This window comes from Altericroceibacterium indicum (genome assembly GCF_009828105.1).
GTDB lineage: Bacteria > Pseudomonadota > Alphaproteobacteria > Sphingomonadales > Sphingomonadaceae > Altericroceibacterium > Altericroceibacterium indicum.
This window is the reverse complement of sequence record NZ_WTYQ01000003.1, coordinates 1-25,580: the sequence shown is the minus strand read 5'-3', so window position 1 is coordinate 25,580 and position 25,580 is coordinate 1. Positions and strand designations below refer to the sequence as shown.

Genomic DNA, 25,580 nt, shown 5'->3' with positions numbered 1-25,580 from the left:
CGCTTGATAGGCCAGCCGCACAAGAGCAATAGCCCGACCATGCTTGACACACTCGACCAACAACCGCCCGATGCGCTGCTTGCGCTCATCAAGCTCTATAATGACGACCCACGTGCCGATAAAATCGACCTTGGTGTGGGCGTCTATCGCACGGAAGATGGGGGAACCCCTGTCTTTGCGGCGATTAAAGCGGCAGAGCACAAGCTGGTGTTGGAGCAGGATTCCAAAGCCTATCTCGGGCCTGAAGGCGACATGGGCTTTGTCCATGCGCTGATGCCTTACATTTTCGGTGAAGACCCCACGCGTAGCGGTCGCATTGAAGGTATGCAGACACCTGGCGGCACGGGCGCAGTGCGTCTTGCGGTGGCTCTGGCGCATAAGTCGGGTGCCAAACGGATGATTGTTGGCGCACCGAGCTGGCCCAACCATGCGCAGATCATCAAGGATATCGGCCTTGAGATCGTCAGCTTCCATCATGCTACTGAAGATGGCGTGGCCGATCTTGATGCGGTCAAGCAGGCGATTGCTCAGTCACAGCCAGGTGATTCCATCCTGCTGCATGGCTGCTGCCATAACCCGACCGGCATTGATTACACGCATGAGCAGTGGGACGAAATCGCTGAAGCGCTGAGCAACAGCCCGATCCTTCCCATTATCGATCTTGCTTATCAGGGTCTTGGGCACGGGCTGGAAGAAGATTCTTACGGCCTGCGCGCTGTTCTTGCCGCAGTACCTGAAGCGCTGATCGCTTATAGCTGCGATAAGAATTTCGGCCTCTACCGGGATCGCGTTGGTGCGCTTTATGTGATGGCTAAGGAAAGCCATCAGATCGATCGTATTCTGTCCAACGGCCATTCGCTGGCCCGTGCGAACTGGTCGATGCCGCCTGATCACGGCGCGGCTGCGGTGCGCCTTGTCCTGCGCGATGAAGAGCTGACCGCCATGTGGCATGGTGAGCTGGACGCGATGCGGGCGCGGATGCGGCAGGTCCGGGATCGTTTGGCGGAAGCTGGAACGGTAGGCACTGTTGATCTGACACCGCTTGGCATTCAGAATGGCTTGTTCTCTATGCTGCCGCTGTCCAAGGAGCAGATCATGAAGATGCGTGAAGATCACGGTATTTACATGGCTGGCTCTGGCCGGATCAATATTGCTGGTCTGACGATGGGCAATATCGAAAAGTTCATCGACGCTGTGGCAGATGTCAGCGCTTGAGCAAATGAACGGACTTGAATGATGATCCCCGCCCATGTGGCGGGGATTTTCATATGCGCACCAGCGCCTTAGCTTTGGCTGCGCAGGCTGTTCATCCGGTGGAGATAGCGCGCGACTGTGTCGATTTCGAGATTGACGCTATCACCTTCGGCCCGCGCACCAATAGTCGTGACATCGCCTGTGTGCGGGATGATGTTCAGGCCAAACTGGACGGTGCCGTCCGTCTGATCTTCCACGGTATTCACTGTGAGGGAAATGCCATCCACGGTGATTGATCCCTTGGGGGCGATGAACGGGGCAAGTGTTGCTGGTGCAGCAATGGTGAAGCGATGCGAATCGCCTTCATCGCGAATCGAGAGGATGGTGCCCACGGCATCAACATGGCCACTGACGATATGGCCACCGAGTTCATCACCGATCTTGAGAGATGGTTCAAGATTGACCTGACTGCCCTCAGCCCAGTTTTCGGGTGACGTGCAGGCTATTGTCTCAGCAGAAACATCAACGGCAAACCAGGAGTTTCCAGGTTTTCCGCCTTTTTCTACCACTGTCAGGCAAACGCCGGAACAGGCGATCGATGCGCCGATGGCGATGGTTTCAGGATCGAAGGGGCAGGAAATGGTAAGACGAATATCGCCCCGCTGTTCTGCCTTGGTGATGGTGCCGATTGCGGTGACTATGCCGGTAAACATGGGGTTCGCTCATATATTTCGAGAGTATCATTGCCCAGCTTCCGCTGGTCGCTGAGGGACCAGCGCCCATGGGCTGAGGTGAGGTCGGAAAGGCCGAAATCGGCAATAGCAGGAAGACCGCCGCCGATGATGATGGGCGCGCGATAGAGCAGTATCCGATCCACCAGATCGCGCTTCAGGAAAGCCGCTGCGGTTTGCGCGCCGCCTTCGATGAAGAGGTACTGGATATCCTGTAAAGCCAATATTTCTTCAGGATTTGCAATGGCTTGCCAGCCTGCGGGTACTGCACTGCGTGAGAGCACAAAGCGCGCCGGGCTGCGGGTTTCAAGGCCGGGGAGCCGGACATCAAGGCGAGGGTTGTCAGACCGCAAAGTGCCGCCCCCGACGAGAATCGCATCGGCACGCGCGCGTTCGCGGTGGGTATGGGCGCGCGCCTCTGGCCCGGTGATCCAGCGGCTTTCACCGGAGCGGAGGGCGATCGCGCCATCAAGCGACATGGCCAGTTTGAGCGTGACGTGTGGACGGCCTGTGTTGCGCTGCTTGAGATAGCCACGAAGGCTATCGTGAGAGGGCTTGTGATGTGCGAGGGTGACGGCAATTCCGGCTTGTTCCAGCCGCGCAATGCCTTTGCCCTGTGTGCGCGGGTCAGGATCGCAAGTGCCTATGATTACACGGGAAATGCCTGATTTTGTGACCAGATCTGCGCAGGCTGGACCACGCTCGCTGACATGGGCGCAGGGTTCAAGCGTCACATAAAGCGTGGCCCCTACGGCCCGCTGTCCTGCCTGTTCGAGTGCCGCAGCTTCAGCATGAGGGCGCCCGCCAGGCTGGGTCCAGCCGCGCCCTACAACGACAGCTGAAAGGGACATAACAGGATCAGAACGGACGATAAGGGCACCGACAGAGGGGTTAGGGTGGCTTAAAACCCGTCCACGCTCAGCCAAAGCGGCAGCCGCAGCGAGCCACTTTTCATCCAGCCTATCGATCACCGGAAGTGCTGGCCTGATCGCTCGTATCGACTGGGGGCAATTTGGGTTCAGGTTTGCCAGATCGAATCGCGGCAATGGCAGCATCCTGTTCCTGCTTCAGCCGTGCCAGCTCAGCCTCTTTTTTCGCTTTGTCCTTATCCTCATCAGGCTCCATCTGCTTTTCGAGTTTGTCCACATCGAGGAAAGTGGCCTTGCCCAGTTTGCGATAGAGATCCTTGCGCAATTCTTCCCGCTGAGCGAGTAAGTCTTCGAGGGCTTCCTTCTTCTTCTGATGCGACAGATTGGAAGCGAGTATTTCCGCTTCTGTCCGCCCTTCAGCAAAGGTGGAGATATAGATAACTTCCGGCGGGCGGGGCGGAATGCGCTGGCTTTTGGGAAGCAGGAGCATGAAAATCCCCACAGTCAGTGCGGCCGATACGATCAGTACCCGCCAGCGATAGGGGTTTTCCTTCCAGATTACGGCGAAATCGGAAACCGCGCCAACCGGATTAATGCTGCGTAGAAAGCTCATGGGTGGCAAGATAGTCGCACCAGCGCCTTGGCACCAGCCCTATCCTTGCGCTCTGCCGCCAGCCGCTTAGCCGAAAGCGGTGTAGAGCGTGCGCCCTTCGCGTTTCAGCCATTGATTGGCCTGCGCCACATCACCTTCGAAAATATCGCGGAGCAGTGCATGAAAAGCGGGTGAATGGTCGAAATGGACAAGGTGGGCCACTTCATGCGCAACCACCGAGCGGCGAACGAGATCAGGCGCTTGAATCAATCGCCAGTTGAGGCGAACAGTGCCATCGGAAGAACAGCTCCCCCAGCGTCGTTTTGCGCGAGATAGCCGAATGGGCTGCATATCCCGCCCGATAAGCTGGCAATAATGAGCCAGATCTTCCTCCATCAACTGCAAGGCTTCTCCTTCCAGCCAACGGCCCAGCCGGGTGGGCAGATTGCTTTCCGGGCCACCGATTCGCAGTGCATTTTCCACTCGCATGGGTTTGCGTGGGGCATTTGCTGCCCAGTGGATGGTGAGAGGATGCCCGCGATAGAGAACTGCACCACCAGGATGGGGTGGGGCATTATCGGGCAGGTTGGCCAGTTGTGCCCCCAGCCAATCGGCCCTTCTGCGGGCGAATTCCAAGGCTTCGGCAGTGCGGCCCCATTGAGGGATCGTCAGCCGCACCTCGCTGCCATCGGGCGCGAGGCGCAAAGTCATGCGGGTGGCACGCGGGTGGCGGCGGATGGAAATGGGCAGCGTTTGATCCGCGACTTGGACCGTAAGGTCTTCAGCTTTGCGGAGCAGCCAGTCCATCATGCGCCGTCCACGTTTTCCCAATCCTCTGATTCTTCGTCCTCTTTACCCTCTTCGCCCATGCTCCAATCGACCAGATGGTTTTCGAGTGGCCCGGCATGGACTTCGCTGATGACTTTGCCCGCAATGCTGGCCCCGGCAGCGCGCATGGCATCCTGACTGCCGGTAAGCAGCGGATGCCAATCGGGCAGCAGATCACCATCGGCCCGCAAGCGATAAGCGCAGGTGGGCGGGAGCCATGCAACGTCATTCACAATTCGCAAGGTGAGCCGCATACAATCGGGTACTTTGATCTTGCGGAAGCGATAATCACTGCATTGCGCCGTTTGCGTATCGAGCAATTTGCACGCGACATTGGTATAGGCGATCTCGCCCGTATCTTCATCTTCGAGCTTATGCAGGCAGCATTTGCCGCAGCCATCGCACAGGGCTTCCCACTCATCACGCGACAGCGCTTCGAGTGGCAATTCCCAGAATTTGGGTCTTAGCGCACCCATTTTTTCAATTCCGCTGTCACGGCTTCAGGGCTTTCATCCACTGGGAGTAGGGCAATGGGTTCGCCATCGCGGCCCATCAGATAAGCGCCACGGCTGTGATCCATGAGATAGGAGCCGTCTTCGCGTACGGCACCCTTGGCATAATATACCGAGAAGGCTCTGGCGGCTTTCTTGATCTGTTCGGGCGTACCGGTGAGACCCAGAAGGTCATCTGAAAATGCGTGGGTAAATTCACCCACCACTTTGGGCGTATCGCGTTCCGGATCGACGGTGATGAAAATAGGCTGAAGCTGTTTGGCCATCTCCGGCTCTGCCTTGGCAAATTCGGCATAGGCTTTCATCATCCGCTGCACATCAAGCGGGCAGACATCGGGGCAATAGGCATAGCCAAAATAGACCATACGATATTTGCCTTGAAAATCTGACCATTTGACTGTTTCGCCAGAACTGCTGGTCAATTCGAATGGGCCGCCGATCTTGGCACCGGCCAATGGCGGTTCCCCCGGATTGTCAGCAGAAACGGCATTGTTGCAGGCTGCGAGCAAAAGCAGCGGGGCGGCAAGGATAAAATGCTTGGTCATAGCGTGGTGGTTCATGCTCTGCTAAAGCTGTGAGGACAAGGGGGGATGTAAATAGGGCAGACCTTACCATCTGCCGCCTTAATGAAGGAGTGAAACTGTGTTCAGGGGTATGTTTTTGAAAGCCATCGCCGGAATCTTTTGCACCATTGCGCTGTTTGGCGCGGTTCCAGCTTCCGCGCAGATGTTTTCGGATGGGTATAAATTCCTTGAAGCGGTGAAGAAAAAGGACGGTACGACCGTTACGCAATTGCTCGAACAACCGGGCACGACGGTGGTCAATTCACGCGATGTGACGACCGGGGATACCGGACTCCATATTGCAACGGCACGGCGTGATCTGACCTGGATTCGCTTTCTCCTGGGCAAAGGTGCCAATCCTAACATCAGCAACAAGCAGGGCATGACCCCGCTCATGCTGGCCAGCCAGCTTGGCTTTACTGATGGGGTGCAGGTTCTGGCTGCCGATGGCGCGCGGGTGGATGAACCCAATTCTGCCGGTGAGACTCCACTGATGGCGGCCGTTCATCGCCGCGATATTGCGATGATGCGTGTCTTGCTGAAGGCTGGGGCTGATCCTGACCGGGCTGATAATTCCGGGCGATCCGCACGCGATTATGCCCAGCTGCAAGGCAATGACAGCGTTCTGCTCGATGAAATCGATCGCAATGCGAAGCCAGCCAGCGAAAGGGAAAATGCGCAAAAGACATATGGGCCTTCTTTCTAAGAGGTCTTTGGCCAGCTTATGACGGTGGTTGGCCTTTCAATGTTCCGGCCAAATGTTTAAGTATCTGCCATGGATGATCTTACGCTTGACGAAATTCGCCTGAAACTGGCGCCTGCGATCGCTGATGCCGCTATCTTTGACGGGTGGAGCGATCAGGCCCTGATGAGCGCAGCCAAGCAGTCCGGCATAGATCCTGAAGTTGCGTGCATTGCCTTTACCGGCGGCGCGATGGACATGATCGCTGCATGGATCGGCACGATCGATCAGCGCATGGCAGATGACCTTACTCCAGAACGGCTGGCAACCATGCCGATCCGGGAACGTATTCGCACTCTCGTTCAATATCGGCTGGATGCTGTGAAGGGGCAGGAAGAAGCCTTGCGCCGGGCGCTGATTATTCAGGCCATGCCGCAGAATGTGGCGCGCGCCGTGAAATTCGGTTGGAGCAGCGCTGATCTGATGTGGCGGCTCGCCGGGGACAAGGCCACTGATTACAATCACTACACCAAGCGGACCATTCTTGCTGGAATTTACGGCGCGACTTTGGCGGTTTTCATCGATGATGAATCGCCCGACAAGAGCGATACGCGCGCTTTTCTCGAGCGTCGTATCAACGGCGTGATGCAATTTGAGAAAGCCAAAGCGCAGTTTTTGAAGCCGCGAGACCGCTTTAGCGTCACCCGCTTTCTTGGCCGCTTGCGCTACCCGGCGAGATAATCGAAATATAATTGCGAAGCAGTTGCAATTAGCTCTGCGGTCTGGCACGGACCATTCATGAATCTCGATGATCTGCCCGTTCTGAGCCGCGCTGAAATCGTCGCGGTGGATTGGTCCCTTCTCGCCCCGGATGAAGGCAAACGCCTTCGCGCGCTGGGAATTGATGAAGGGGCGCATGTGGAAATTGCCCGACGCGGGATTTTCGCAGGTAAAGACCCAATCGCGCTGGTGGTTGGCAAGATGACGGTGGCGATCCGTCGCTCCCATGCCAAAGCGATGACGGTGGAGGAAATCCGGTGAGCGGACTTCGCACAGCCGCACTTGTCGGCAATCCCAATGCAGGCAAAAGCGCCCTGTTCAATGCGCTGACCGGCGCAAGGCAGAAAATCGCCAATTACCCCGGTGTCACGGTGGAGCGTAAAGCCGGGCGGCTGACGCTGCCTTCTGGCGAGCCGCTGGAATTGATCGACCTTCCCGGCAGCTACAGTCTGGATGCGTCCAGCCCGGATGAAGAAGTCACCCGCAAAGTGGTGCTGGGTGAATTTGCTGGCGAAGTGAAGCCCGAAGTCCTCGTGGTGGTGCTTGATGCGTCCAATCTCGAACAGCACCTGGTGTTTGCGCAGGAAGTCATCGCGCTGGGCCACCCCACGGTGGTTGCGCTCAACATGTTTGACTTGGCTGAACGCGATGGTCTGGTACTCGATCCGAAGGCTTTGTCTGAAGCTCTCGGTGTGCCGGTGGTGAAAACCGTCGCGGTTCGTCGCCGTGGGCTTGAAGAGTTGACGCAGGCAATTGCTGTGGCCGAACGCAATGCCGAATATGATCCTGGCGATCATCCGCTGAGCCATCTCACTTTGCCCGAACGGCGCCTGGCGGCGCGCAACATCGCCAAGGGCGCGATCCTGTCCAAGAGCACCGAACATATGGTTCATGCCGGGCTGGATAAGGTGCTGCTCAACCCATGGCTTGGTCCGCCGCTGCTCTTTGCGGTGCTGTTTGTGGTGTTTCAGGCCGTTTTTGCCTGGGCCAACCCGATCATGGATGCGCTGGATGGCGGGGTCGGGGTGCTGATCACCCTTGTTACTGAGCATATGGCACCCGGCATCTTGCGTGATTTTCTGACACAGGGCGTGCTTTCGGGCGTGGGTTCGGTAGTAGTGTTCCTGCCGCAGATCGTCATCCTCTTCGCCTTTATTCTGGTGATGGAGCAATCAGGCTATATGGCCCGCGCGGCTTTCCTGATGGATCGGTTGATGTCTTATGTAGGCCTGTCAGGCCGCAGCTTCATTCCGCTTCTGTCCAGCTTTGCCTGCGCTATTCCGGGTATCATGGCCACGCGCAGCATTGCTGACCCGAAAGATCGTCTGACCACGATCCTGATCGCGCCGCTAATGACCTGTTCAGCCCGTTTGCCCGTTTACGCTGTGATCATTGGGGCCTTCATCCCCAAAACCAGCGTGGGATGGGGCATTGGCCTTCAGGGGCTGGTCCTGTTCGCGCTTTATGTTGCCGGAATCATTGGCGCTGTGCTGGTCGCGCTTGTGCTGCGTCGGTCCGTCACGGCGGGCAAGGCGAGCGGCTTCATCATGGAAATGCCGCGCTATCAGATGCCCAAGCTGGGTGATCTTCTGATCGGCCTGTGGCAGCGCGCATGGGTGTTTCTGCGCCGCGCCGGGACGATCATTTTTACCGTCACCGTGGTCTTGTGGATTCTCTTGAGCTTCCCGAAAGCGGAGCCGGGTGAAAGCCAAGTGGATGCGTCGATTGCCGGGCAATTGGCCAATGGCCTTGCCGTAGTGGTGAAGCCAATTGGTTTTGACCGCGAAATGGCGCTTTCCCTCATTCCCGCCATGGCGGCGCGCGAAGTGGCTGTGTCTTCACTGGCGACAACCTATGCCATTTCGAGCGACGATGAAGATGCCGAAGCAGCTCAGCTCAGCGATCAGCTGGCGGCGCGGTGGACCATGCCGATGGCACTGGCGTTTCTGGCGTGGTTCGTCTTCGCCCCGCAATGTCTCTCCACCATCGCGGTGGCGCGGCGTGAAACGAACGGGTGGAAATGGCCTGCCTTCATGCTCGCTTATCTCTTTACCTTGGCCTATATTTTCGCTGGATTGACATTCTGGCTGGCAACGGCGGCGGGTCTGTAGCTACACTGCTGTGGAATGGACAGCAGCCTGCGCTGGTGTCACGCCCGCCTTTTAGGCTAAGCGGCAACGCAACAGACGTATTGAGGAAAGCATCTCCATGGCAGGTAGTGTCAACAAGGTCATTCTGATCGGCAATCTCGGGCAGGACCCGGAAGTGCGCAGCTTCCAGAATGGCGGCAAGGTCTGCAATCTGCGGATCGCCACCAGTGAAAGCTGGAAAGACCGCAACAGCGGTGAACGTCAGGAACGCACGGAATGGCACACGGTGGCGATCTTCTCTGAAGGTCTGGTCAATGTGGCTGAGCGCTTCCTGCGCAAAGGCTCCAAGGTCTATGTCGAAGGCCAGCTTCAGACCCGCAAATGGCAGGATCAGCAGGGCAATGACCGCTATTCCACCGAAGTGGTGCTGCGTGGCTTCAATGGCACGCTGACCATGCTGGATGGCCCCGGCGGCGGCAGTGGCGGCGGCGGCCAAAGCTCGGGCGGTTCGTCAGGTGGTTGGAACCAGGGCGGCGGCCAGAGTGGCAGTGGCAACAATTGGAATCAGGGCGGTGGCTCTTCAGGCGGTTCATCGGGCGGCTGGAATCAAGGCGGCGGTGGCTCACCGTCCAGCGGTGGCAGCAATTTCGGTGATGATCTGGATGATGATATTCCGTTCTGATCGGACCGAACACAAATCACAAAGAGAGGGCGAAACCACTGCGGTTCCGCCCTCCCTTTGTTTTGGGGCATCAATCCTTGGTTTTCAGACCCGCCAATGCTGCAAATGGCCCGGCGCTGGTTTCATCGAGCAGGCCCACTTCCTTGCGCACCTGATCCGCATTTGGCCCGGTAAGGAAGGGGTCAATCGCTAGCGCAAGGCTTTGCGCCACCGCTTCACCAAGGTCGAAGCTGGTGCCGGAATAGGGGATTTCATCGCAATCCTCTTCTTCCAGCTCGATTTCTTCTTCGGTGATGGTGACATCAGGCACGAAGCGGAAGGACAGGCTCTCCTCCACTTCAACCGGCAAATCATCCCCCGAAACGGCGCAGCTCTGCACGATAGAGGCTTGCATCCGGCCCTTGGCCGTCACATCCCCATCTTCGAGCTGCAAGGTGAGTTTGGCTGTCAGGCTCTTCACCTGAGGAATATCGAATCGTTTCGCCAATGCGGCGCATTGTTCAGGCGTTGCATTCAGGGTGACGGGGGCTTCTTTCAAATGCCGCCGATCAATGATGCAGGTAAATTCAGTATCGCTCATCGTGTAATCTGTCCTTCGAGCAGGGCTTCGGCAGGCATGGCGGCAAGGTCTGCCTCCAGCTTGCGCAGAACCTCTGCCAATTGTCCTGGCTCAGCATCGGGTGCCAAGGTCACATTGCGGGTAGCCGCTTCCGCCAGTTTCGAATCGTCTGCTTGCGCCAGCGCTTCGCGATAGGCACCCAGCCTGCCGCCCAACACCGACATCAGGCGGCCGATATGTTTGCCTACCACCATGTCGCCCACACCGCTTTCGCGCAATTGCCCGTCCATATCCTCGACAAACAGCTCGGTCAGCAGGACGGAAGGGGCAATCAGGGCTTCATCCTTTTCCATGCGCAGCAGAGTGAAGCACAGGACGGTGGTGATCATGTCAAACCGCCCGGCCACGCTGTCTGCAACATGCGCATCGGCATACCAATGCTTCTCACGCGAAATTTCTACAACCCGATGCCACAAGGGGCGCAGACTGTCGCGAGGGTCCGTATTGTGACGGATCAGGCGGGATAAAAGGGACATTTCGAGCGGCTCTGTCCTATGTTGTTCAGCGGTTATTAAATTGCCGAAGGCCAAGCGCCATTGCGAAGCACTGCGCTTGGCCTTAAGGCTCGCGCTGTAGAATGTGGCAATATCGAAGGCAAATCAAAGTCTCTGTTGTCAGACATGACGGGCCGGCACGGAATTGGAAAGGTGAGTATGACTCAATTTGGTCGGATCGGGGCAGTAGTGGCTTTGGCGTGTGCGTCGGCTGCTTGCAGTTCGATCACCACTCATCGCGGTTATATCGTTGATGAAACGCTGATGTATGCGGTGCACCCAGGGATCGATAATGAACGGTCCGTGGAAGGCACGCTTGGTCAGCCCAGCTTCAAGAGCCAGTTTGGTCAGCCAACCTGGTATTACGTGTCGAGCACGACGGAACAGGCCCCTTTCACGACTCCGCATATTACGGCCCAGACTGTTCTTGCGGTGAAGTTTGACAGCAAGGGCAATGTCGTTTCGGCTGATCGCACGGGCATGGATCAGGTTGTGCGCATTCACCCCAATGGCGATTCCACACCGACTCTGGGCCGCGAACGCAGCTTCCTGGAAGATCTGTTCGGCAATATCGGTCAGGTTGGCGGTATGCCGGGTGGGGCAGGCCCCGCTGGTGGCGGACCTAACGGCACCTGATTATAATTTGGCATAATGCGGGTGGTTCTTGGGGTGAAGTGGCTTGAAGCCGATACCCCAGCCTCCCATATGCCGCCTCATGCATGACCAGACAGCGAGCCACGGCCTGACCCAGTGGCATGGCACTACGATCATTGGCGTCAAGAAAAACGGGAAGACCGTTATTGCCGGCGATGGTCAAGTTTCCATGGGTAATACGGTGATGAAGCCGAATGCCCGAAAAGTTCGCCGGATCGGTGAAGGCGGCCCCGATAAGGGCAAGGTGATTGCCGGTTTTGCCGGTGCCACTGCCGATGCCTTCACCCTCTTCGAACGGCTTGAACGCAAGCTGGAACAATATTCCGGCCAATTGCTGCGTTCCGCCGTCGAACTCGCCAAGGATTGGCGGACCGACAAATATCTTCGCAACCTTGAAGCCTTGATGATCGTGGCGGATGAGGAATGCCTCCTCGTTCTTACCGGCAATGGCGATGTGCTGGAACCTGAAGGCGGTATCACCGCCATCGGCTCCGGCGGCAATTATGCCCTGTCGGCCGCCCGCGCTCTCGACGCTTATGAAGAAGATGCCGAAGTCATCGCCCGCCGCGCCATGGCTGTGGCTGCTGAAATCTGCGTCTTCACCAATGACCGTGTGACGGTCGAAACCATCTGAGATTCATGACCGATCAACTGACCCCCAAGGCGATTGTCGCCGCTCTCGACGAACATATCATTGGCCAGAACAAGGCCAAACGTGCTGTGGCTGTGGCGCTGCGTAACCGCTGGCGCCGCCAGCAGCTCGATGCTGACTTGCGTGAAGAGATCACGCCGAAGAATATCCTTATGATCGGCCCCACGGGCTGCGGTAAAACCGAGATCAGCCGCCGTCTGGCAAGGCTCGCTAATGCGCCATTCGTGAAGGTGGAAGCGACCAAGTTCACGGAAGTGGGCTATGTCGGCCGCGATGTGGAACAGATCGCCCGCGATCTGGCCGAAGAAGCTGTGCGGCTGGAAAAGGAACGCCGCCGCGAATCCGTGCGCGAAGCGGCTTCTGCCGCCGCGATGGAGCGGCTGCTCAATGCTCTGGTCGGGGATAGCGCTTCGGAAGCCACCCGCGCCAGCTTCCGCCAGCGTATCGTCGAAAATGCGATGAACGACACGGAAGTCGAAATCGAAGTGGAAGACAGCCCCACTATGCCGATGGAAGTCCCCGGCATGGGCGGCAGTGTCGGCATGATTAACCTGTCCGATATGATGGGCAAGGCGTTCGGCAAGCAGAACCTCAAACGCCGCAAGCTCAAAGTGCCTGATGCGTGGGACAAGCTGGTCGATGAAGAAGCGGAAAAGCGTCTCGATCAGGATGATGTGGCCCGCGTTGCCCTGCTCAATGCGCAGGAAAATGGCATCGTCTTTCTGGATGAGATCGACAAGATCGCCGTATCTGACACACGCAGCGGCGGCACCGTCAGCCGCGAAGGTGTGCAGCGCGATTTGCTGCCAATGATCGAAGGCACCACGGTTGCCACCAAATATGGCCCGATGAAGACCGACCATGTCCTCTTCATCGCCAGCGGTGCGTTCCATCTCTCCAAACCGTCAGATATGCTGCCGGAACTTCAGGGCCGCCTGCCGATCCGGGTGGAACTTTCCGCGCTGACGGAAGACGATTTTGTCGCCATCCTCAGCGATACGCGGGCCAATCTGATTGACCAGTACAAGGCGCTGATCGGCACCGAACAGGTTACGCTGGATATCACGCCCGAAGCGATCCGCGAAGTGGCGCGGCTGGCAGCACAGGTGAATGAAAGCGTCGAGAATATCGGCGCCCGCCGTTTGCAGACCGTGATGGAGCGCCTGCTGGAGGAACTCAGCTTTGAGGCCGAAGATCGTCGCGGCGATACGGTATTGGTGGATGCAGAATATGTCCGTGAAAAACTGTCCGATCTGGTGCAGGATACCAATTTGAGCAAATATATCCTCTGAGGAACGCGCGACCATGAGCACAACCCCGCCAGATGGCAAACCGATCTATCGCTGCATCACCGGCCCTGATGATGACACTTTCTGCAAGCGCGTGTCGCAGGCATTGCAAGATGGCTGGGAACTGCACGGTTCACCGGCTCTCACCTTTAATGGCGAGACAGTGATTTGCGCCCAGGCGGTGATCTGGAGCGGCTTTATCGGCTGATCGGCTGACTTAAGCTCTGATACGAAAAAGGCCGGCAGGATCACCACGATCCGCCGGCCTTTTTTGTAAGCTTTGCGCCTCTGCCCTATGGATGCGGGGCGAGGCCGATTTCTACGCCGGTCTTGTCCGTATTGGCAAAACGATCCACCAGATCAGCGCTGGCCGTGTTGAGGCCCAGAACCTGCACGCTGCGGCCATTGCGACGCATCCGTTCGACCACCTTATCCAGCGCATCAATGGCGGAAATGTCCCAAAAATGCGCTTTGGTCACATCAAACACCACATGGTCTGCCGGATTGGCCTGATGGCCTTCAGGCCCCAGCGCTTTTTGAAACCGGTCCACGGATGCGAAGAATATCTGCCCGGTGATCGTATAGACTGCCCGTTCCTCCTCGCGCGTGCGCACCACTTCGAACATGTTGCGCACCTTATAGGCGAAGAACACGCCCGACAGCAGCACACCCACCAGCACGCCCAGCGCCAGATTATGCGTTGCCACCACCACAACAACCGTTGCCAGCATCACGATGGAGGAGGTCAGCGGATGGATGCGCAGATTGGAGATGGAGTTCCAGCTGAATGTCCCGATGGAAACCATAATCATCACAGCCACCAGCGATGGCATAGGCACTTGCCCTACGATGGAGCCAAGCGCGGCCAGCATAATCAGCAGAAACAGGCCTGCGGTAAATGTAGACAACCGCCCGCGTCCACCGGACGTGATGTTGATGACGGACTGGCCGATCATGGCACAGCCACCCATGCCGCCGAAGAATGCCGCTGCCATATTGGCAATGCCCTGGCCGCCACATTCGCGGCGCTTGTTGCTCTCTGTATGGGTCATGTCATCGACAATCTGTGCGGTCAGCATCGATTCCAGCAGGCCAACCGCCGCCATCGTCACAGAATAGGGCGCGATAATCAGCAAGGTTTCCCACGTCAGTGGCACATGGGGCAGCACGAAATAGGGCACGCCCTCAGGCAGCTTGCCCATATCGCCCACCGTGTTGACCGGCAGGTCCATCGAAATGGAAATCACGCTGAGCACAATGATCGCCACCAGCGGAGAGGGCACCGCCGTGGTCAGGCGCGGCAGCAGGTAAATGATCGCCAGGCCTGCTGCCACCATGGCATAGGTTTCCCAACCGACATTGGTCAGCTGCGGAAGCTGGGCCATGAAGATCAGGATCGCCAGCGCATTGACGAAGCCGGTGATGACCGAGCGCGACACGAATTGCATCAACAGGTCGAGCCGCAGAAACCCCGCAGCAATCTGGATAATGCCCATCAGGATCGTCGCGGCGAAGAGATAGTCCACGCCATATTGCTTCACCAGTGGCACCACCACCACGGCGACGGCGGCGGTTGCAGCAGAGATCATCCCCGTGCGCCCGCCGGTAAAGGCCACCACCATGGCAATCACCACCGAGGCATAAAGCCCCACGCGCGGATCGACCCCGGCAATCACCGAAAAGCCGATCGCTTCAGGAATGAGGGCCAGCGCCACCACGATTCCGGCCAGAATATCGGCTTTGGGATTGGACAGCCAATCGCGCTTCAGCGTTTCAGCAAAACTCATATATCATCCATACAGCGATAGAGGCGCCGAAATCGGCCATGTCCGACTTCGCACCTGTTTTCGAGCGTCAATTTTGGGAACCTTGTCGCCAAGGGTTGAGGGCAGATACACTGATTAGCCGCCGAATGGCAACCCCTGTGGTTTTGCGGGGGTAAATTGACGACACAACGAATGCCTCAATGGGATAAGTATTTTTATTCCGATATCTGAAAGTTAGTTCACCTCTTCCACATCCTCAGTCGCCTGTCTTGACCACATTTCGGCATAGAGCCCGTCATGCCGCAGGAGTTGCTGGTGGGAGCCGCTTTCGGCCAGGCGGCCTTTATCGAGCACGAAAATCGTGTCGGCATCGGCCACTGTGGAGAGGCGGTGGGCGATGGCTATGCTGGTGCGATTGCGCGAGACGCGGCGCAGGGTTCCGGTGATTTCCTGTTCGGTCCGGGTGTCGAGCGCGCTGGTCGCTTCGTCGAGCAGCAGGATGGGCGGGTTTTTGAGCAAGGTGCGGGCAATCGCCACGCGCTGCTTTTCACCGCCTGAGAGTTTGAGGCCCCTTTCGCCCACTTCGGTGTCAAAGCCATCAGGCAGAGAGCGGATGAAGGGCAAGATGGCGGCGTCCGCGGCGGCGCGGGCGATGTCTTCATCACGCGCATCTTCGCGGCCATAGCCGATATTATAGCCGATCGTGTCGTTGAACAGCACGCTATCTTGCGGAACAATGCCGATGGCGGCGCGCAGGCTTTCCTGCGTCACGCTGGCGATATCCTGCCCGTCGATCAGAATGCGGCCCGACTGCGGATCGTAAAAGCGGAACAGGAGCCGCCCGATAGTGGATTTGCCCGCGCCCGACGGCCCAACAATCGCCACATGCGCGCCCGCTGGCACTTCAAAGCTGAGGCCGTGGAGAATATCGCGGTCATCCTCATAGCCAAACACCACATTATCGAACACAACCGTCGGCTTGCGCACCAGCAATGCGGGCGCATTGGGCGCATCGCTTACTTCCACCGGCGTATCGATCAGGCGGAACATGGCGGCCATGTCGATCAAGCCCTGCCGGATGGTGCGATAGACCCAGCCCAACATGTCGAGCGGACGGAAAAGCTGCATCAGATAGGTGTTGATGAGGACCAGATCACCCACGCTGAAGCGCCCCGTGCTCCAGCCATAGACAGTATAGGCCATCGCGCCACCCATCATCAGATTCATGATGATCGCCTGCACGATATTGAGGACACCGAGCGAGTTTTCCGATTTGATGGCGGCTCTGGAATAGGCGCGTGCGGCGGAACTGTAGCGGTCCTGCTCGCGCGATTCTGCGCCGAAATATTTTACCGTCTCATAATTGAGGAGCGAATCCACCGCGCGGGCGAGCGCCCGGCCATCCAGCTCGTTCATTTCATGGCGCAATTTGGTGCGCCATTCGGTAATCATCCGGGTGACATAGATATAGGCGACCACTGTTGCCGCCGTGGCAGCGACAATCGGCAGGCCGAATTTGACATAGAAGATGCCGCCCACAATCAGCAGTTCGATGGCAGTGGGCATGATGTTGAACAGCAGGAAATAGATCATCGTGTCGATGCTCTTGGTTCCGCGTTCGATGATCTTGGTGACTTCCCCCGTCCGGCGCGAGAGGTGGAAGCGCAGGCTCAGCCGATGCAGCCGATGAAACACATCTTCAGTAAGGTTGAGCACAGCATCCTGGCCCACCCGCTCAAAAATAATGTTGCGGATATTGTCAAAGGCCACCGTGGCAAAGCGCCCTGCGCCATAGGCAATCACCAGCGCCATCGCCACCCAGAAAGCGGGGTTGCCATCAGCGGACATCGCATCCACCGCCCCAGCATAGGCCAGCGGCAAGGCAAGCACGACGATCTTGGCCAGCACCACAAAGACAATCGCCCAGCCAATGCGCCAGCGCAGATCAGGCCGATCTTTGGGCCAGAGATACGGCAGAAACCGACGAATGGTCGGCCACCCGTCATGGGTGACTGCATCGGATTTTGTGTCTGATTGTGGTGGCATCCCATGCTATGTAGGGGCAGGGAAGGGCAAGCGAAAGCCGCGCGATGCACTGTTTCAGAGCTTCACTGTATCTTGCTTTCCAAGTGCCCCTATCGAGAAGCAGTGTTGTAACAGGGAAAAATTCGTCATAAATGTTCCATGCTCCACGTGACGATCAGCACTGACATGCAGGTGGTCTTGGGACAGATTTCCTGCATGTCCCGCTATGCCTGCGGAGAACCATGATCGAGCCTTGGGGGAGCGGATGACCGGATTGCCGGACAGATTGCTGAGGAAGCTGCGAGAGCGCTTGTTTCCGGTTCTGACACGTAACGTGCTTAACACGCCGCCGGTGAAGCCGGTGGATGATGGCGTGATTATTTTCTCCATGATCGGCTCGCGGGTTTTGCTGCCCTATCTTGTGGCTGTGAAATCCTTTCACGCGGCATTGGGCCGTGGCCGCATGGTGATTTTGGACGATGGTTCGCTGACGGCAAAAGATCGTGCGGTGCTGGCCACCCATCTCGGTAATCCTCGCATCATCGCAATCGCCGATGTTGATACCGGGGATTGCCCGCGTGGCGGCACATGGGAGCGTTTGCTGACATTGCTCGATCTGCGGACGGATGCCTATGTCATTCAGCTTGATTCCGATACTGTCACTCTTGGCAATGTGCCGGAAATCAGGGATGCAATAGGGCAAGGCCGCAGCTTCACGATACGCGGGGAAGCCGAAGCGGAACTGGTCCCCATCCTTCGCAACGATGGCGCACGGGCTAGGCCTTTCGTGGTTGAGCCGGGCACACATGTGCAGCGCGCCATTGAGAACGGTCTGGGCCACCTTACTATCGCAGGGCTGGACGCGCCACGCTATGTTCGCGGATGTTCGGGCTTTGCCGGTTTTGCACCCAGTGATGAGGGGCGGCAATTGGCTGTCACCTTTTCTCGGGAAGCGGCCAGCCTTCTTGGTATGGGCAAATGGTCGGAATGGGGCAGCGAGCAGGTGACATCGAATTTTGTCATCGCCAATCAACCCGATCCTCTGCTGCTCCCCTATGACAAATATCTGAACTTCTGGAACAGCGGCATTCCCGATGATGCCCGCTTCCTCCACTTCATCGGCACGCACCGCTATTCTGGCAATAGCTATATCAAGGCAGCAAGGCAGGCGATTCGGGATTTGATGCGTTCAGACCGTTAGTCGCGGTCTTTATTCACCACCTGCCTGATAGCATTGGCAATATCGCGGGCCTGCCGGTGGATCGAGAAACGCTGCTCGGCGCGTTCACGGCCAGCCTTGCCATGCTGCATCGCGATTGTGGGTTCTTGCAGATAGAACTCAACCGCTGCCTGGAAGCCGTCTTCGTCATTCAATCCGACCAGCGTGCCGGTCACCCCATTGTCGATGATTTCCATCGGCCCCGCGGCCGCACAAGCGACAACCGGCAATTCGCAGGCCATCGCTTCGGCCAGCACAAGGCCGAAACTTTCGCGCTTTGCTGCGTGAACCATCAAGGTGGCCGCTTGATAATAGGGCAGCAAATCCTGCTGCTGGCCAACAAAATGGAAGCGGTCGCTGATGTGGAGGTCTGCTGCCAGTTGCTTCCATGCCGGAGCCATCGCACCATCGCCGACATAGGCAAAGGCAACATCAGAAAACTGCTCTTGCTTCATGATCCGTGCCGCAGTGCGGATAATCATGTCGACCCGTTTTTCAGGCCGTGCCTGGCTGACGCAAATGACCCAGCGCAACGCTGGATCAAGGCGCGGGGCGGAGGTGTCGCCCGCCGGAATGAACCGTGTGCAATCAATGCCATTGGGGGCAACGACAATTCTGTCTTTGGGAATTTGCGCAAAGGAGGCAAGCCACTCCCCCTGCTTTACGGCATTGGCAATATGCAGATCGTGGATCTGGCGATGCAATATTCTTCGCAAGATGAATTTCGCTGCTTTTTTGACGAGAGAGTTGCGCTGTGTGTGATCAAAACTGTCATTCTCGGTGGTGATCGTCGCAACCTTCAGGCTCTTGAGGAACGCCATGTCCAGGGTTGATGGCATTGCGCTCATATAGACGATGGCAGCCAGCTTTTGCTCTTGAGCGAAGTGTGAGAGCTTCTCCTTGTCACGCGCGGCCAGAGTATAGCCATCCAGCTCAATCGGCTTAAGGTGTTCAAATTGATGGACGGAGCGGCCGGTCAGTTCCGGGAAAGCAATATAACAGTCGAACTCCCCCAGATTGCCTGCCACCATATCGCGTAAGCGGGACACTGTTCGCCAGACAAACCCCTGATCGTCAGGGTAGCGCATACAGAAAAGAATGGACTGGCGCTTCATCTTCATGGGGCTGCTATCTTTCAACATGCTCATGCGGGTCTTTTGAGTCTGGAAACGATCCCGCTCAGTACAATCAGCATTTCTTCATAGAGCGGGTGGCGCAAAAGCCTCAGCGACAAAAGCCAGGCGATGGCCACGGGAATGGCCATCACAAGAACCCGAATAATCGGTGACTGAAGGGGTGTCTGGTGAATGAGGTGGATCGCCACAGCGCCCACAATTCCTGTGCAGAGGGTGACTATTGCACTGGGCAAGAGAGCGGCAAAGAGCGGCACCACTTTGCATTTCAGGTGTTTCTTCTGAAGGATCAGCCATACGGGCATGGTTGCGAGCGTTGCCAGAGCCAAGGCCCAGCCAAAGGAAACGATATTGCCCGAAAACAGCACAACAGTCAGGACAATGCGGCTAAGCGCCGTAATGAGCAGAGGAATGGCTGCGAGATAAGGCCGTCCGATCGCGTTGAACGTTGCGGGATGATAATAGAACATCAGGCCAATGCTGGCCATCAAGGCAAGTGGTGTGACTACCGGCACAGCATCCAGCCAGATATCGCTATAAAGCCCTACGACAATATCCTGAGCGGCAATGGCAGTGATCGCCAGTGTCGGCCAGCCAACACCGGTCACCAGTCCGATCGAACGGTGGAGCATAGGTGCCAGCGGTTGCCCGCTGTGATGCGCTTTGGCGAAATAGGATTGTGATCCGAAATTCATCGCAGAACCGGCGACGTAGATGAAGATGTTAACGGTAGAATTGGCCCGGCTGACGAGACCCACCTGTCGCGCCGATCCGATCTTGCCGAGAATCAGGTCGGGCAAGGCATCATTCACCGATTTGATGAGGTTGGTTGCCAGTGCTCCACCGCCAAAGCGGATAATGCCACCCAGTTCGCGAAACCTTGGCAGGTAGTACATGTGGAGCGGCTTCAGCCAGAGGTAGGTGATTCCTGTGGCCAGAACATTGGCCAGATTGGCCCAGGCAAGGCTTTGTGCCCCGTGGCCTGTATAGGCCAAGCCGAGACATACCACGGCATAGGCGAATGTCCCCCAGAAAGCGCCCCAGGCTATTTTCGTCGCATCATACTCTCGCAGCAGAAGCGCGAGGGCTACGGAGCTGAAGGGAATGAACAGGAAGCTGATGGCAAGGATATGCATGACCGGCTGAATTTCGGAATATCCGAAATAGCGCGAAACCATGCCGCTGCTGACGAATATGCAAAAGGCAATGAACCATGCGATTGCATAGGCAACGCCCATCGCTGAACGGACTTTGCCTGAGGTCAGTTCTGCTTCACGTTGTAAATAGGTGCTGACGCCAAAATCGCGAAACACATGGGCAATGTTCACCAGCACAACGGCGATGGAATAAATGCCGATCTCGGACGGGGACAGCAAACGCGCGACAATAAGGGAAATCACAAACTGCGCCATCGTCGCTCCCGACGATGAGAAGAAGTTGATGATGAGTGATTTTCGAAAGGACGTCATCGGGCAAGGGTCCAATATGCGCAGCTTATATAAAGCACTGGGTCAAATCCACGGAGCGCATCGGAACGGGCTGGCCATAATCGAAAGCTATCCTCTCTAAGCAGATCAAGCGCGCTTTTAACAGTGTCGCGCGAGCCAGTCTCTATCGCGTGGAGAGTAAACAAAGAATGAGGCGTGGCATGATGCAATGGGTGCATTCTCGAAGGCTAAACAGCCGATTTAACGCAAAAACCAAGCAGTTCAGGGGTTTATGGAAAAAGTGACATAAAAGTGAAAAAAGTGTGTTGACCGAATCTGGGGTTAGTCCTAGAGGGGCTTCACCGACACGGGGACGGCGCTTCTGGCGCTACTGAGTTGGTCGCCAACATTGATGGGATAGCAATTCCCCTGGGATTTAATTTCAGGGACTGATTGCTGTCTTTGTTGTTGGGGTTCTTTGACATTGTTGATTGATTGATGAAGGGACATGTGGGCGACGGCGCCCGGTCCGGGGGTTTTAAGGCTCCGGATACCGGTATTTAAGTCGTTACCTTACATAGTCCTTCGTATCCATTACGTTTGATAGATGCAGGTAATCGGCTCCTTGAACGTTGGTATGATGGCTGGCTTTGGCTGGTTATTGTATTGATGCACTCAAACTTGAGAGTTTGATCCTGGCTCAGAACGAACGCTGGCGGCATGCCTAACACATGCAAGTCGAACGAACCCTTCGGGGTTAGTGGCGCACGGGTGCGTAACGCGTGGGAACCTGCCTTAAGGTTCGGAATAACAGTTAGAAATGACTGCTAATACCGGATGATGTCTTCGGACCAAAGATTTATCGCCTTAAGATGGGCCCGCGTTGGATTAGGTAGTTGGTGGGGTAAAGGCCTACCAAGCCGACGATCCATAGCTGGTCTGAGAGGATGATCAGCCACACTGGGACTGAGACACGGCCCAGACTCCTACGGGAGGCAGCAGTGGGGAATATTGGACAATGGGCGAAAGCCTGATCCAGCAATGCCGCGTGAGTGATGAAGGCCTTAGGGTTGTAAAGCTCTTTTACCAGGGATGATAATGACAGTACCTGGAGAATAAGCTCCGGCTAACTCCGTGCCAGCAGCCGCGGTAATACGGAGGGAGCTAGCGTTGTTCGGAATTACTGGGCGTAAAGCGCGCGTAGGCGGTCTATTAAGTCAGGGGTGAAATCCCGGGGCTCAACCCCGGAACTGCCCTTGAAACTGCTAGACTAGAATCTTGGAGAGGTCAGTGGAATTCCGAGTGTAGAGGTGAAATTCGTAGATATTCGGAAGAACACCAGTGGCGAAGGCGACTGACTGGACAAGTATTGACGCTGAGGTGCGAAAGTGTGGGGAGCAAACAGGATTAGATACCCTGGTAGTCCACACCGTAAACGATGATAACTAGCTGTCCGGGTTCACAGAACTTGGGTGGCGCAGCTAACGCATTAAGTTATCCGCCTGGGGAGTACGGTCGCAAGATTAAAACTCAAAGGAATTGACGGGGGCCTGCACAAGCGGTGGAGCATGTGGTTTAATTCGAAGCAACGCGCAGAACCTTACCAGCGTTTGACATCCCGATCGCGATGAGAGGAGACTCTTTTCTTCAGTTCGGCTGGATCGGTGACAGGTGCTGCATGGCTGTCGTCAGCTCGTGTCGTGAGATGTTGGGTTAAGTCCCGCAACGAGCGCAACCCTCATCCTTAGTTGCCATCATTTAGTTGGGCACTTTAAGGAAACTGCCGGTGATAAGCCGGAGGAAGGTGGGGATGACGTCAAGTCCTCATGGCCCTTACACGCTGGGCTACACACGTGCTACAATGGCGGTGACAGTGGGCAGCTAGTTCGCAAGAACATGCTAATCTCTAAAAACCGTCTCAGTTCGGATTGTTCTCTGCAACTCGAGAGCATGAAGGCGGAATCGCTAGTAATCGCGGATCAGCATGCCGCGGTGAATACGTTCCCAGGCCTTGTACACACCGCCCGTCACACCATGGGAGTTGGTTTCACCCGAAGGTAGTGCGCTAACTCGCAAGAGAGGCAGCTAACCACGGTGGGATCAGCGACTGGGGTGAAGTCGTAACAAGGTAGCCGTAGGGGAACCTGCGGCTGGATCACCTCCTTTCTAAGGATTAGTACGAAAGCGCCAGCCCTTGCGGTTGGAAGAGCTTCGCACTTTTTCAAAGAACATTGCCGTCGTCCTCATGTCCTTTCATCACTGGAGATTGTTACAGGCGCTTTACTGCGCATGTGATAAATGCCTGAGCTGGCTCACGCCGCCCGCGGCTTGGCAATTCTATTGTATAGAATTGAGAGCTTGTGATGGCGCGATGGGCCGGTAGCTCAGGTGGTTAGAGCGCACGCCTGATAAGCGTGAGGTCGTAAGTTCAACTCTTACTCGGCCCACCATAGATTTTAAAGTTTGGTAGGGGGCCTTAGCTCAGCTGGGAGAGCACCTGCTTTGCAAGCAGGGGGTCATCGGTTCGATCCCGATAGGCTCCACCATTTATGTGGCCTACCGCTGCGCTGCTTGAGGCGTTTAAGCGCCTATCGCTTACGCTACTTGAGGCGCATTCTTTACACTCCAGTGTATGAAATACATCTGATCCCGCCCGGCTTTGGCCAGGGTGTGGTAGCGAAGAGATCTGCTCTTCGCGTCTTTGACATTGTGAATGGGTTTTTAATCGATGCCGTGGCGCATGGATTTATATTGGTCTACGGACTGATGTGATCATGCGACACAACAGATATTTTATGTCTGGCTGAGATAACGTCCGCAACAAAAGCTACAGGTTAGTAGCATGGGTTTGAGGACTTGCTGGTTTATGCAAGCAGCAAGTTTTATCACTCTCAGGCCTGTCGTTGATGGTGTGGATTCTCAAGCGTGAGGTAAGAGCATTTGGTGGATGCCTAGGCATGTACAGGCGATGAAGGACGTGGCACGCTGCGATAAGCGTCGGGGAGTTGTGAGCAAACTTTGATCCGGCGATTTCCGAATGGGGAAACCCACCTTCACCATTTCTCTCGTTGTTCGAGCAATCGGATAATGAGCGAGGTGGATAGGGTATCACCTTAGTGAATATATAGCTTTGGTGAAGCGAACCCGGAGAACTGAAACATCTCAGTACCCGGAGGAAAAGACATCAACCGAGATTCCGTTAGTAGTGGCGAGCGAACGCGGACCAGGCCAGTGCTTCTCATTCAATTAACAGAACACTTTGGAAAGAGTGGCCATAGCGGGTGACAGCCCCGTATGTGAAAATGATGTGAGAAGACTCGAGTAGGGCGGGACACGTGAAATCCTGTCTGAACATGGGGGGACCACCCTCCAAGCCTAAATACTCGTACATGACCGATAGTGAACTAGTACCGTGAGGGAAAGGTGAAAAGCACCCCGATTAGGGGAGTGAAACAGTACCTGAAACCGAATGCTTACAAGCAGTTGGAGCCTCTTTAGGGGGTGACAGCGTACCTCTTGCATAATGGGTCAGTGACTTAATCTACCATGCAAGCTTAAGCCGATAGGTGTAGGCGCAGCGAAAGCGAGTCTGAATAGGGCGACAGAGTATGTTGGATTAGACCCGAAACCCGGCGATCTATGCATGACCAGGATGAAGGTGCGGTAACACGCACTGGAGGTCCGAACCGTTTAATGTTGAAAAATTATCGGATGAGTTGTGCTTAGGGGTGAAAGGCCAATCAAGCCGGGAAATAGCTGGTTCTCCGCGAAATCTATTGAGGTAGAGCGTCGGATGTATGCCGTTGGGGGTAGAGCACTGGATGGGCTAGGGGGTCGCGAGATCTACCAAACCTAACCAAACTCCGAATACCAACGAGTCTTATCCGGCAGACAGACGGCGGGTGCTAAGGTCCGTCGTCAAAAGGGAAACAGCCCTAACCTACAGCTAAGGTCCCCAAGTCATCACTAAGTGGGAAAGCATGTGGGAATCCCAAAACAACCAGGAGGTTGGCTTAGAAGCAGCCATCCTTTAAAGAAAGCGTAACAGCTCACTGGTCTAAATAAGGGTTCCTGCGGCGAAAATGTATCGGGGCTAAAGTGATGCACCGAAGCTTAGGGTTCAGAATTTATTCTGAGCGGTAGCGGAGCGTTCCGTAAGCGAGTGAAGCTCAAGGGTAACCGAGGGTGGACGTATCGGAAGTGCGAATGCTGACATGAGTAGCGATAAAGAGGGTGAGATGCCCTCTCGCCGAAAGACCAAGGGTTCCTACGCAATGCTAATCAGCGTAGGGTGAGCCGGCCCCTAAGACGAGCCCGAAGGGGGTAGTCGATGGGAACCACGTTAATATTCGTGGGCCTGAAGATGTGTGACGGATTGTGGAAGTTGTTCGATCTTAACGGATTGATCGGGCAGCCAAATAGTCCCAGGAAATAGCCTCTTCATATAGACCGTACCCGAAACCGACACAGGTGGTCAGGTAGAGTATACCAAGGCGCTTGAGAGAAGTATCCTGAAGGAACTCGGCAAATTGCCTCCGTACCTTCGGAAGAAGGAGGCCCTGTCTTAAGGCAACTTTTGGCAGGGGGCACAGGCCAGGGGGTAGCGACTGTTTATCAAAAACACAGGACTCTGCTAAGTCGGCTTCAAGACGACGTATAGGGTCTGACGCCTGCCCGGTGCTGGAAGGTTAAGAGGAGGAGTGCAAGCTCCGAATTGAAGCCCCAGTAAACGGCGGCCGTAACTATAACGGTCCTAAGGTAGCGAAATTCCTTGTCGGG

23 protein-coding genes, 2 tRNA genes and 2 rRNA genes are annotated in these 25,580 nt (G+C 56.3%); 15 read left to right on the top strand and 12 right to left on the bottom strand.

Features of this window, described 5'->3' with window-relative positions; genetic code table 11:
• The first annotated feature begins 39 nt into the window (after positions 1-39).
• Positions 40-1,215 (top strand): amino acid aminotransferase, encoded by a 1,176-nt coding sequence (locus GRI39_RS08545; protein WP_160739315.1) that lies wholly within the window; start codon positions 40-42, stop codon positions 1,213-1,215.
• Between the two features lie 68 nt (positions 1,216-1,283).
• On the opposite strand, the gene GRI39_RS08540 is transcribed toward GRI39_RS08545, so the two are convergent.
• From GRI39_RS08540 to GRI39_RS08515, 6 genes are all read right to left on the bottom strand, one after another.
• Positions 1,284-1,907 (bottom strand): riboflavin synthase, encoded by a 624-nt coding sequence (locus GRI39_RS08540; protein WP_160739314.1) that lies wholly within the window; start codon positions 1,905-1,907, stop codon positions 1,284-1,286.
• A complete protein-coding gene (ribD, locus tag GRI39_RS08535) occupies positions 1,892-2,896 on the bottom strand; it encodes a bifunctional diaminohydroxyphosphoribosylaminopyrimidine deaminase/5-amino-6-(5-phosphoribosylamino)uracil reductase RibD (RefSeq protein WP_343033318.1) in 1,005 nt (334 codons plus the stop codon). The genes GRI39_RS08540 and ribD overlap by 16 nt, the downstream gene beginning before the upstream one ends.
• Entirely contained in the window at positions 2,886-3,407 is a 522-nt protein-coding gene (locus tag GRI39_RS08530; protein ID WP_160739312.1) for a hypothetical protein, read from the bottom strand. The genes ribD and GRI39_RS08530 overlap by 11 nt, the downstream gene beginning before the upstream one ends.
• 66 nt (positions 3,408-3,473) lie before the next feature.
• Positions 3,474-4,196: a M48 family metallopeptidase gene (locus tag GRI39_RS08525; RefSeq protein ID WP_160739311.1), complete on the bottom strand. Its 723-nt coding sequence runs from the start codon at positions 4,194-4,196 to the stop codon at positions 3,474-3,476.
• Positions 4,193-4,690 carry a YcgN family cysteine cluster protein gene (locus GRI39_RS08520; RefSeq protein WP_160739310.1) on the bottom strand — a complete coding sequence of 166 codons (498 nt, stop codon included), beginning with the start codon at positions 4,688-4,690 and terminating at the stop codon, positions 4,193-4,195. Before GRI39_RS08520 ends, GRI39_RS08525 begins: the two co-directional genes overlap by 4 nt.
• Entirely contained in the window at positions 4,678-5,271 is a 594-nt protein-coding gene (locus GRI39_RS08515; RefSeq protein ID WP_246204994.1) for an SCO family protein, read from the bottom strand. The genes GRI39_RS08520 and GRI39_RS08515 overlap by 13 nt, the downstream gene beginning before the upstream one ends.
• Before the next feature lie 97 nt (positions 5,272-5,368).
• Between GRI39_RS08515 and GRI39_RS08510 the strand changes: the two genes are divergently transcribed.
• The 5 genes from GRI39_RS08510 (at position 5,369) to ssb (ending at position 9,523) form a co-directional block, all read left to right on the top strand.
• Positions 5,369-5,995: an ankyrin repeat domain-containing protein gene (locus GRI39_RS08510; RefSeq protein ID WP_343033317.1), complete on the top strand. Its 627-nt coding sequence runs from the start codon at positions 5,369-5,371 to the stop codon at positions 5,993-5,995.
• A 69-nt stretch (positions 5,996-6,064) separates the two neighbouring features.
• Complete coding sequence (locus tag GRI39_RS08505; protein ID WP_160739308.1) at positions 6,065-6,712, top strand: COQ9 family protein; 648 nt, start codon at positions 6,065-6,067, stop codon at positions 6,710-6,712.
• 57 nt (positions 6,713-6,769) lie between these two features.
• A complete protein-coding gene (locus GRI39_RS08500; protein ID WP_160739307.1) occupies positions 6,770-7,012 on the top strand; it encodes a FeoA family protein in 243 nt (80 codons plus the stop codon).
• Positions 7,009-8,862: a FeoB small GTPase domain-containing protein gene (gene feoB / locus GRI39_RS08495; protein WP_160739306.1), complete on the top strand. Its 1,854-nt coding sequence runs from the start codon at positions 7,009-7,011 to the stop codon at positions 8,860-8,862. The genes GRI39_RS08500 and feoB overlap by 4 nt, the downstream gene beginning before the upstream one ends.
• A 97-nt stretch (positions 8,863-8,959) precedes the next feature.
• On the top strand, positions 8,960-9,523 hold the full coding sequence (ssb, locus tag GRI39_RS08490) for a single-stranded DNA-binding protein (protein WP_160739305.1): 564 nt from the start codon (positions 8,960-8,962) through the stop codon (positions 9,521-9,523).
• Between the two features lie 70 nt (positions 9,524-9,593).
• Here ssb and GRI39_RS08485 read toward each other — a convergent pair whose 3' ends face one another.
• Entirely contained in the window at positions 9,594-10,103 is a 510-nt protein-coding gene (locus tag GRI39_RS08485) for a YceD family protein (protein WP_160739304.1), read from the bottom strand.
• The gene (locus tag GRI39_RS08480; RefSeq protein WP_160739303.1) at positions 10,100-10,618 is read right to left on the bottom strand and encodes a ubiquinol-cytochrome C chaperone family protein; all 519 of its coding nucleotides are present in this window, start codon (positions 10,616-10,618) and stop codon (positions 10,100-10,102) included. The genes GRI39_RS08485 and GRI39_RS08480 overlap by 4 nt, the downstream gene beginning before the upstream one ends.
• Before the next feature lie 177 nt (positions 10,619-10,795).
• On the opposite strand from GRI39_RS08480, the gene GRI39_RS08475 reads away from it, so the two are divergent.
• From GRI39_RS08475 to GRI39_RS08460, 4 genes are all read left to right on the top strand, one after another.
• A complete protein-coding gene (locus GRI39_RS08475) occupies positions 10,796-11,272 on the top strand; it encodes an outer membrane protein assembly factor BamE (protein WP_160739302.1) in 477 nt (158 codons plus the stop codon).
• Positions 11,273-11,351: 79 nt separating this feature from the next.
• Positions 11,352-11,924 (top strand): ATP-dependent protease subunit HslV, encoded by a 573-nt coding sequence (hslV, locus tag GRI39_RS08470; protein ID WP_160739301.1) that lies wholly within the window; start codon positions 11,352-11,354, stop codon positions 11,922-11,924.
• Between the two features lie 5 nt (positions 11,925-11,929).
• Complete coding sequence (gene hslU / locus GRI39_RS08465; protein ID WP_160739300.1) at positions 11,930-13,234, top strand: ATP-dependent protease ATPase subunit HslU; 1,305 nt, start codon at positions 11,930-11,932, stop codon at positions 13,232-13,234.
• 13 nt (positions 13,235-13,247) lie between these two features.
• Complete coding sequence (locus GRI39_RS08460) at positions 13,248-13,439, top strand: DUF1737 domain-containing protein (RefSeq protein WP_160739299.1); 192 nt, start codon at positions 13,248-13,250, stop codon at positions 13,437-13,439.
• A gap of 85 nt (positions 13,440-13,524) precedes the next feature.
• On the opposite strand, the gene GRI39_RS08455 is transcribed toward GRI39_RS08460, so the two are convergent.
• A complete protein-coding gene (locus tag GRI39_RS08455) occupies positions 13,525-15,018 on the bottom strand; it encodes a SulP family inorganic anion transporter (RefSeq protein WP_160739298.1) in 1,494 nt (497 codons plus the stop codon).
• A 213-nt stretch (positions 15,019-15,231) separates the two neighbouring features.
• Positions 15,232-17,043 carry an ABCB family ABC transporter ATP-binding protein/permease gene (locus GRI39_RS08450; RefSeq protein ID WP_160739297.1) on the bottom strand — a complete coding sequence of 604 codons (1,812 nt, stop codon included), beginning with the start codon at positions 17,041-17,043 and terminating at the stop codon, positions 15,232-15,234.
• Between the two features lie 244 nt (positions 17,044-17,287).
• On the opposite strand from GRI39_RS08450, the gene GRI39_RS08445 reads away from it, so the two are divergent.
• Entirely contained in the window at positions 17,288-18,223 is a 936-nt protein-coding gene (locus GRI39_RS08445; RefSeq protein ID WP_160739296.1) for a hypothetical protein, read from the top strand.
• Here GRI39_RS08445 and GRI39_RS08440 read toward each other — a convergent pair.
• Positions 18,220-19,389, bottom strand: coding sequence for a glycosyltransferase family 4 protein (locus GRI39_RS08440; RefSeq protein ID WP_160739295.1), 1,170 nt, complete (start codon positions 19,387-19,389; stop codon positions 18,220-18,222). The two genes, GRI39_RS08445 and GRI39_RS08440, sit on opposite strands and share 4 nt — an antisense overlap.
• Positions 19,386-20,843 (bottom strand): oligosaccharide flippase family protein, encoded by a 1,458-nt coding sequence (locus GRI39_RS08435; RefSeq protein WP_160739294.1) that lies wholly within the window; start codon positions 20,841-20,843, stop codon positions 19,386-19,388. Before GRI39_RS08435 ends, GRI39_RS08440 begins: the two co-directional genes overlap by 4 nt.
• 635 nt (positions 20,844-21,478) lie before the next feature.
• Here GRI39_RS08435 and GRI39_RS08430 point away from each other — a divergent pair.
• The 4 genes from GRI39_RS08430 to GRI39_RS08415 all read left to right on the top strand — a co-directional run.
• Positions 21,479-22,967: ribosomal RNA gene (locus tag GRI39_RS08430) — 16S ribosomal RNA — on the top strand.
• A 207-nt stretch (positions 22,968-23,174) separates the two neighbouring features.
• Positions 23,175-23,251: transfer RNA gene (locus GRI39_RS08425), tRNA-Ile, on the top strand.
• A 20-nt stretch (positions 23,252-23,271) separates the two neighbouring features.
• Positions 23,272-23,347, top strand: a tRNA-Ala gene (locus GRI39_RS08420).
• Between the two features lie 374 nt (positions 23,348-23,721).
• Positions 23,722-25,580: ribosomal RNA gene (locus GRI39_RS08415) — 23S ribosomal RNA — on the top strand; the annotation flags it as partial.

Bases quoted from the DNA above. Each gene is read 5' to 3' on its own strand.
- GRI39_RS08545 (WP_160739315.1), top strand. From the start codon at position 40: ATGCTTGACACACTCGACCAACAACCGCCCGATGCGCTGCTTGCGCTC.
- GRI39_RS08540 (WP_160739314.1), bottom strand. From the start codon at position 1,907: ATGTTTACCGGCATAGTCACCGCAATCGGCACCATCACCAAGGCAGAA.
- GRI39_RS08530 (WP_160739312.1), bottom strand. From the start codon at position 3,407: ATGAGCTTTCTACGCAGCATTAATCCGGTTGGCGCGGTTTCCGATTTC.
- GRI39_RS08525 (WP_160739311.1), bottom strand. From the start codon at position 4,196: ATGATGGACTGGCTGCTCCGCAAAGCTGAAGACCTTACGGTCCAAGTC.
- GRI39_RS08520 (WP_160739310.1), bottom strand. From the start codon at position 4,690: ATGGGTGCGCTAAGACCCAAATTCTGGGAATTGCCACTCGAAGCGCTG.
- GRI39_RS08515 (WP_246204994.1), bottom strand. From the start codon at position 5,271: ATGACCAAGCATTTTATCCTTGCCGCCCCGCTGCTTTTGCTCGCAGCC.
- GRI39_RS08505 (WP_160739308.1), top strand. From the start codon at position 6,065: ATGGATGATCTTACGCTTGACGAAATTCGCCTGAAACTGGCGCCTGCG.
- GRI39_RS08500 (WP_160739307.1), top strand. From the start codon at position 6,770: ATGAATCTCGATGATCTGCCCGTTCTGAGCCGCGCTGAAATCGTCGCG.
- ssb (WP_160739305.1), top strand. From the start codon at position 8,960: ATGGCAGGTAGTGTCAACAAGGTCATTCTGATCGGCAATCTCGGGCAG.
- GRI39_RS08485 (WP_160739304.1), bottom strand. From the start codon at position 10,103: ATGAGCGATACTGAATTTACCTGCATCATTGATCGGCGGCATTTGAAA.
- GRI39_RS08480 (WP_160739303.1), bottom strand. From the start codon at position 10,618: ATGTCCCTTTTATCCCGCCTGATCCGTCACAATACGGACCCTCGCGAC.
- GRI39_RS08475 (WP_160739302.1), top strand. From the start codon at position 10,796: ATGACTCAATTTGGTCGGATCGGGGCAGTAGTGGCTTTGGCGTGTGCG.
- hslV (WP_160739301.1), top strand. From the start codon at position 11,352: ATGCATGACCAGACAGCGAGCCACGGCCTGACCCAGTGGCATGGCACT.
- hslU (WP_160739300.1), top strand. From the start codon at position 11,930: ATGACCGATCAACTGACCCCCAAGGCGATTGTCGCCGCTCTCGACGAA.
- GRI39_RS08460 (WP_160739299.1), top strand. From the start codon at position 13,248: ATGAGCACAACCCCGCCAGATGGCAAACCGATCTATCGCTGCATCACC.
- GRI39_RS08455 (WP_160739298.1), bottom strand. From the start codon at position 15,018: ATGAGTTTTGCTGAAACGCTGAAGCGCGATTGGCTGTCCAATCCCAAA.
- GRI39_RS08450 (WP_160739297.1), bottom strand. From the start codon at position 17,043: ATGCCACCACAATCAGACACAAAATCCGATGCAGTCACCCATGACGGG.
- GRI39_RS08445 (WP_160739296.1), top strand. From the start codon at position 17,288: ATGACCGGATTGCCGGACAGATTGCTGAGGAAGCTGCGAGAGCGCTTG.
- GRI39_RS08440 (WP_160739295.1), bottom strand. From the start codon at position 19,389: ATGAGCATGTTGAAAGATAGCAGCCCCATGAAGATGAAGCGCCAGTCC.
- GRI39_RS08435 (WP_160739294.1), bottom strand. From the start codon at position 20,843: ATGACGTCCTTTCGAAAATCACTCATCATCAACTTCTTCTCATCGTCG.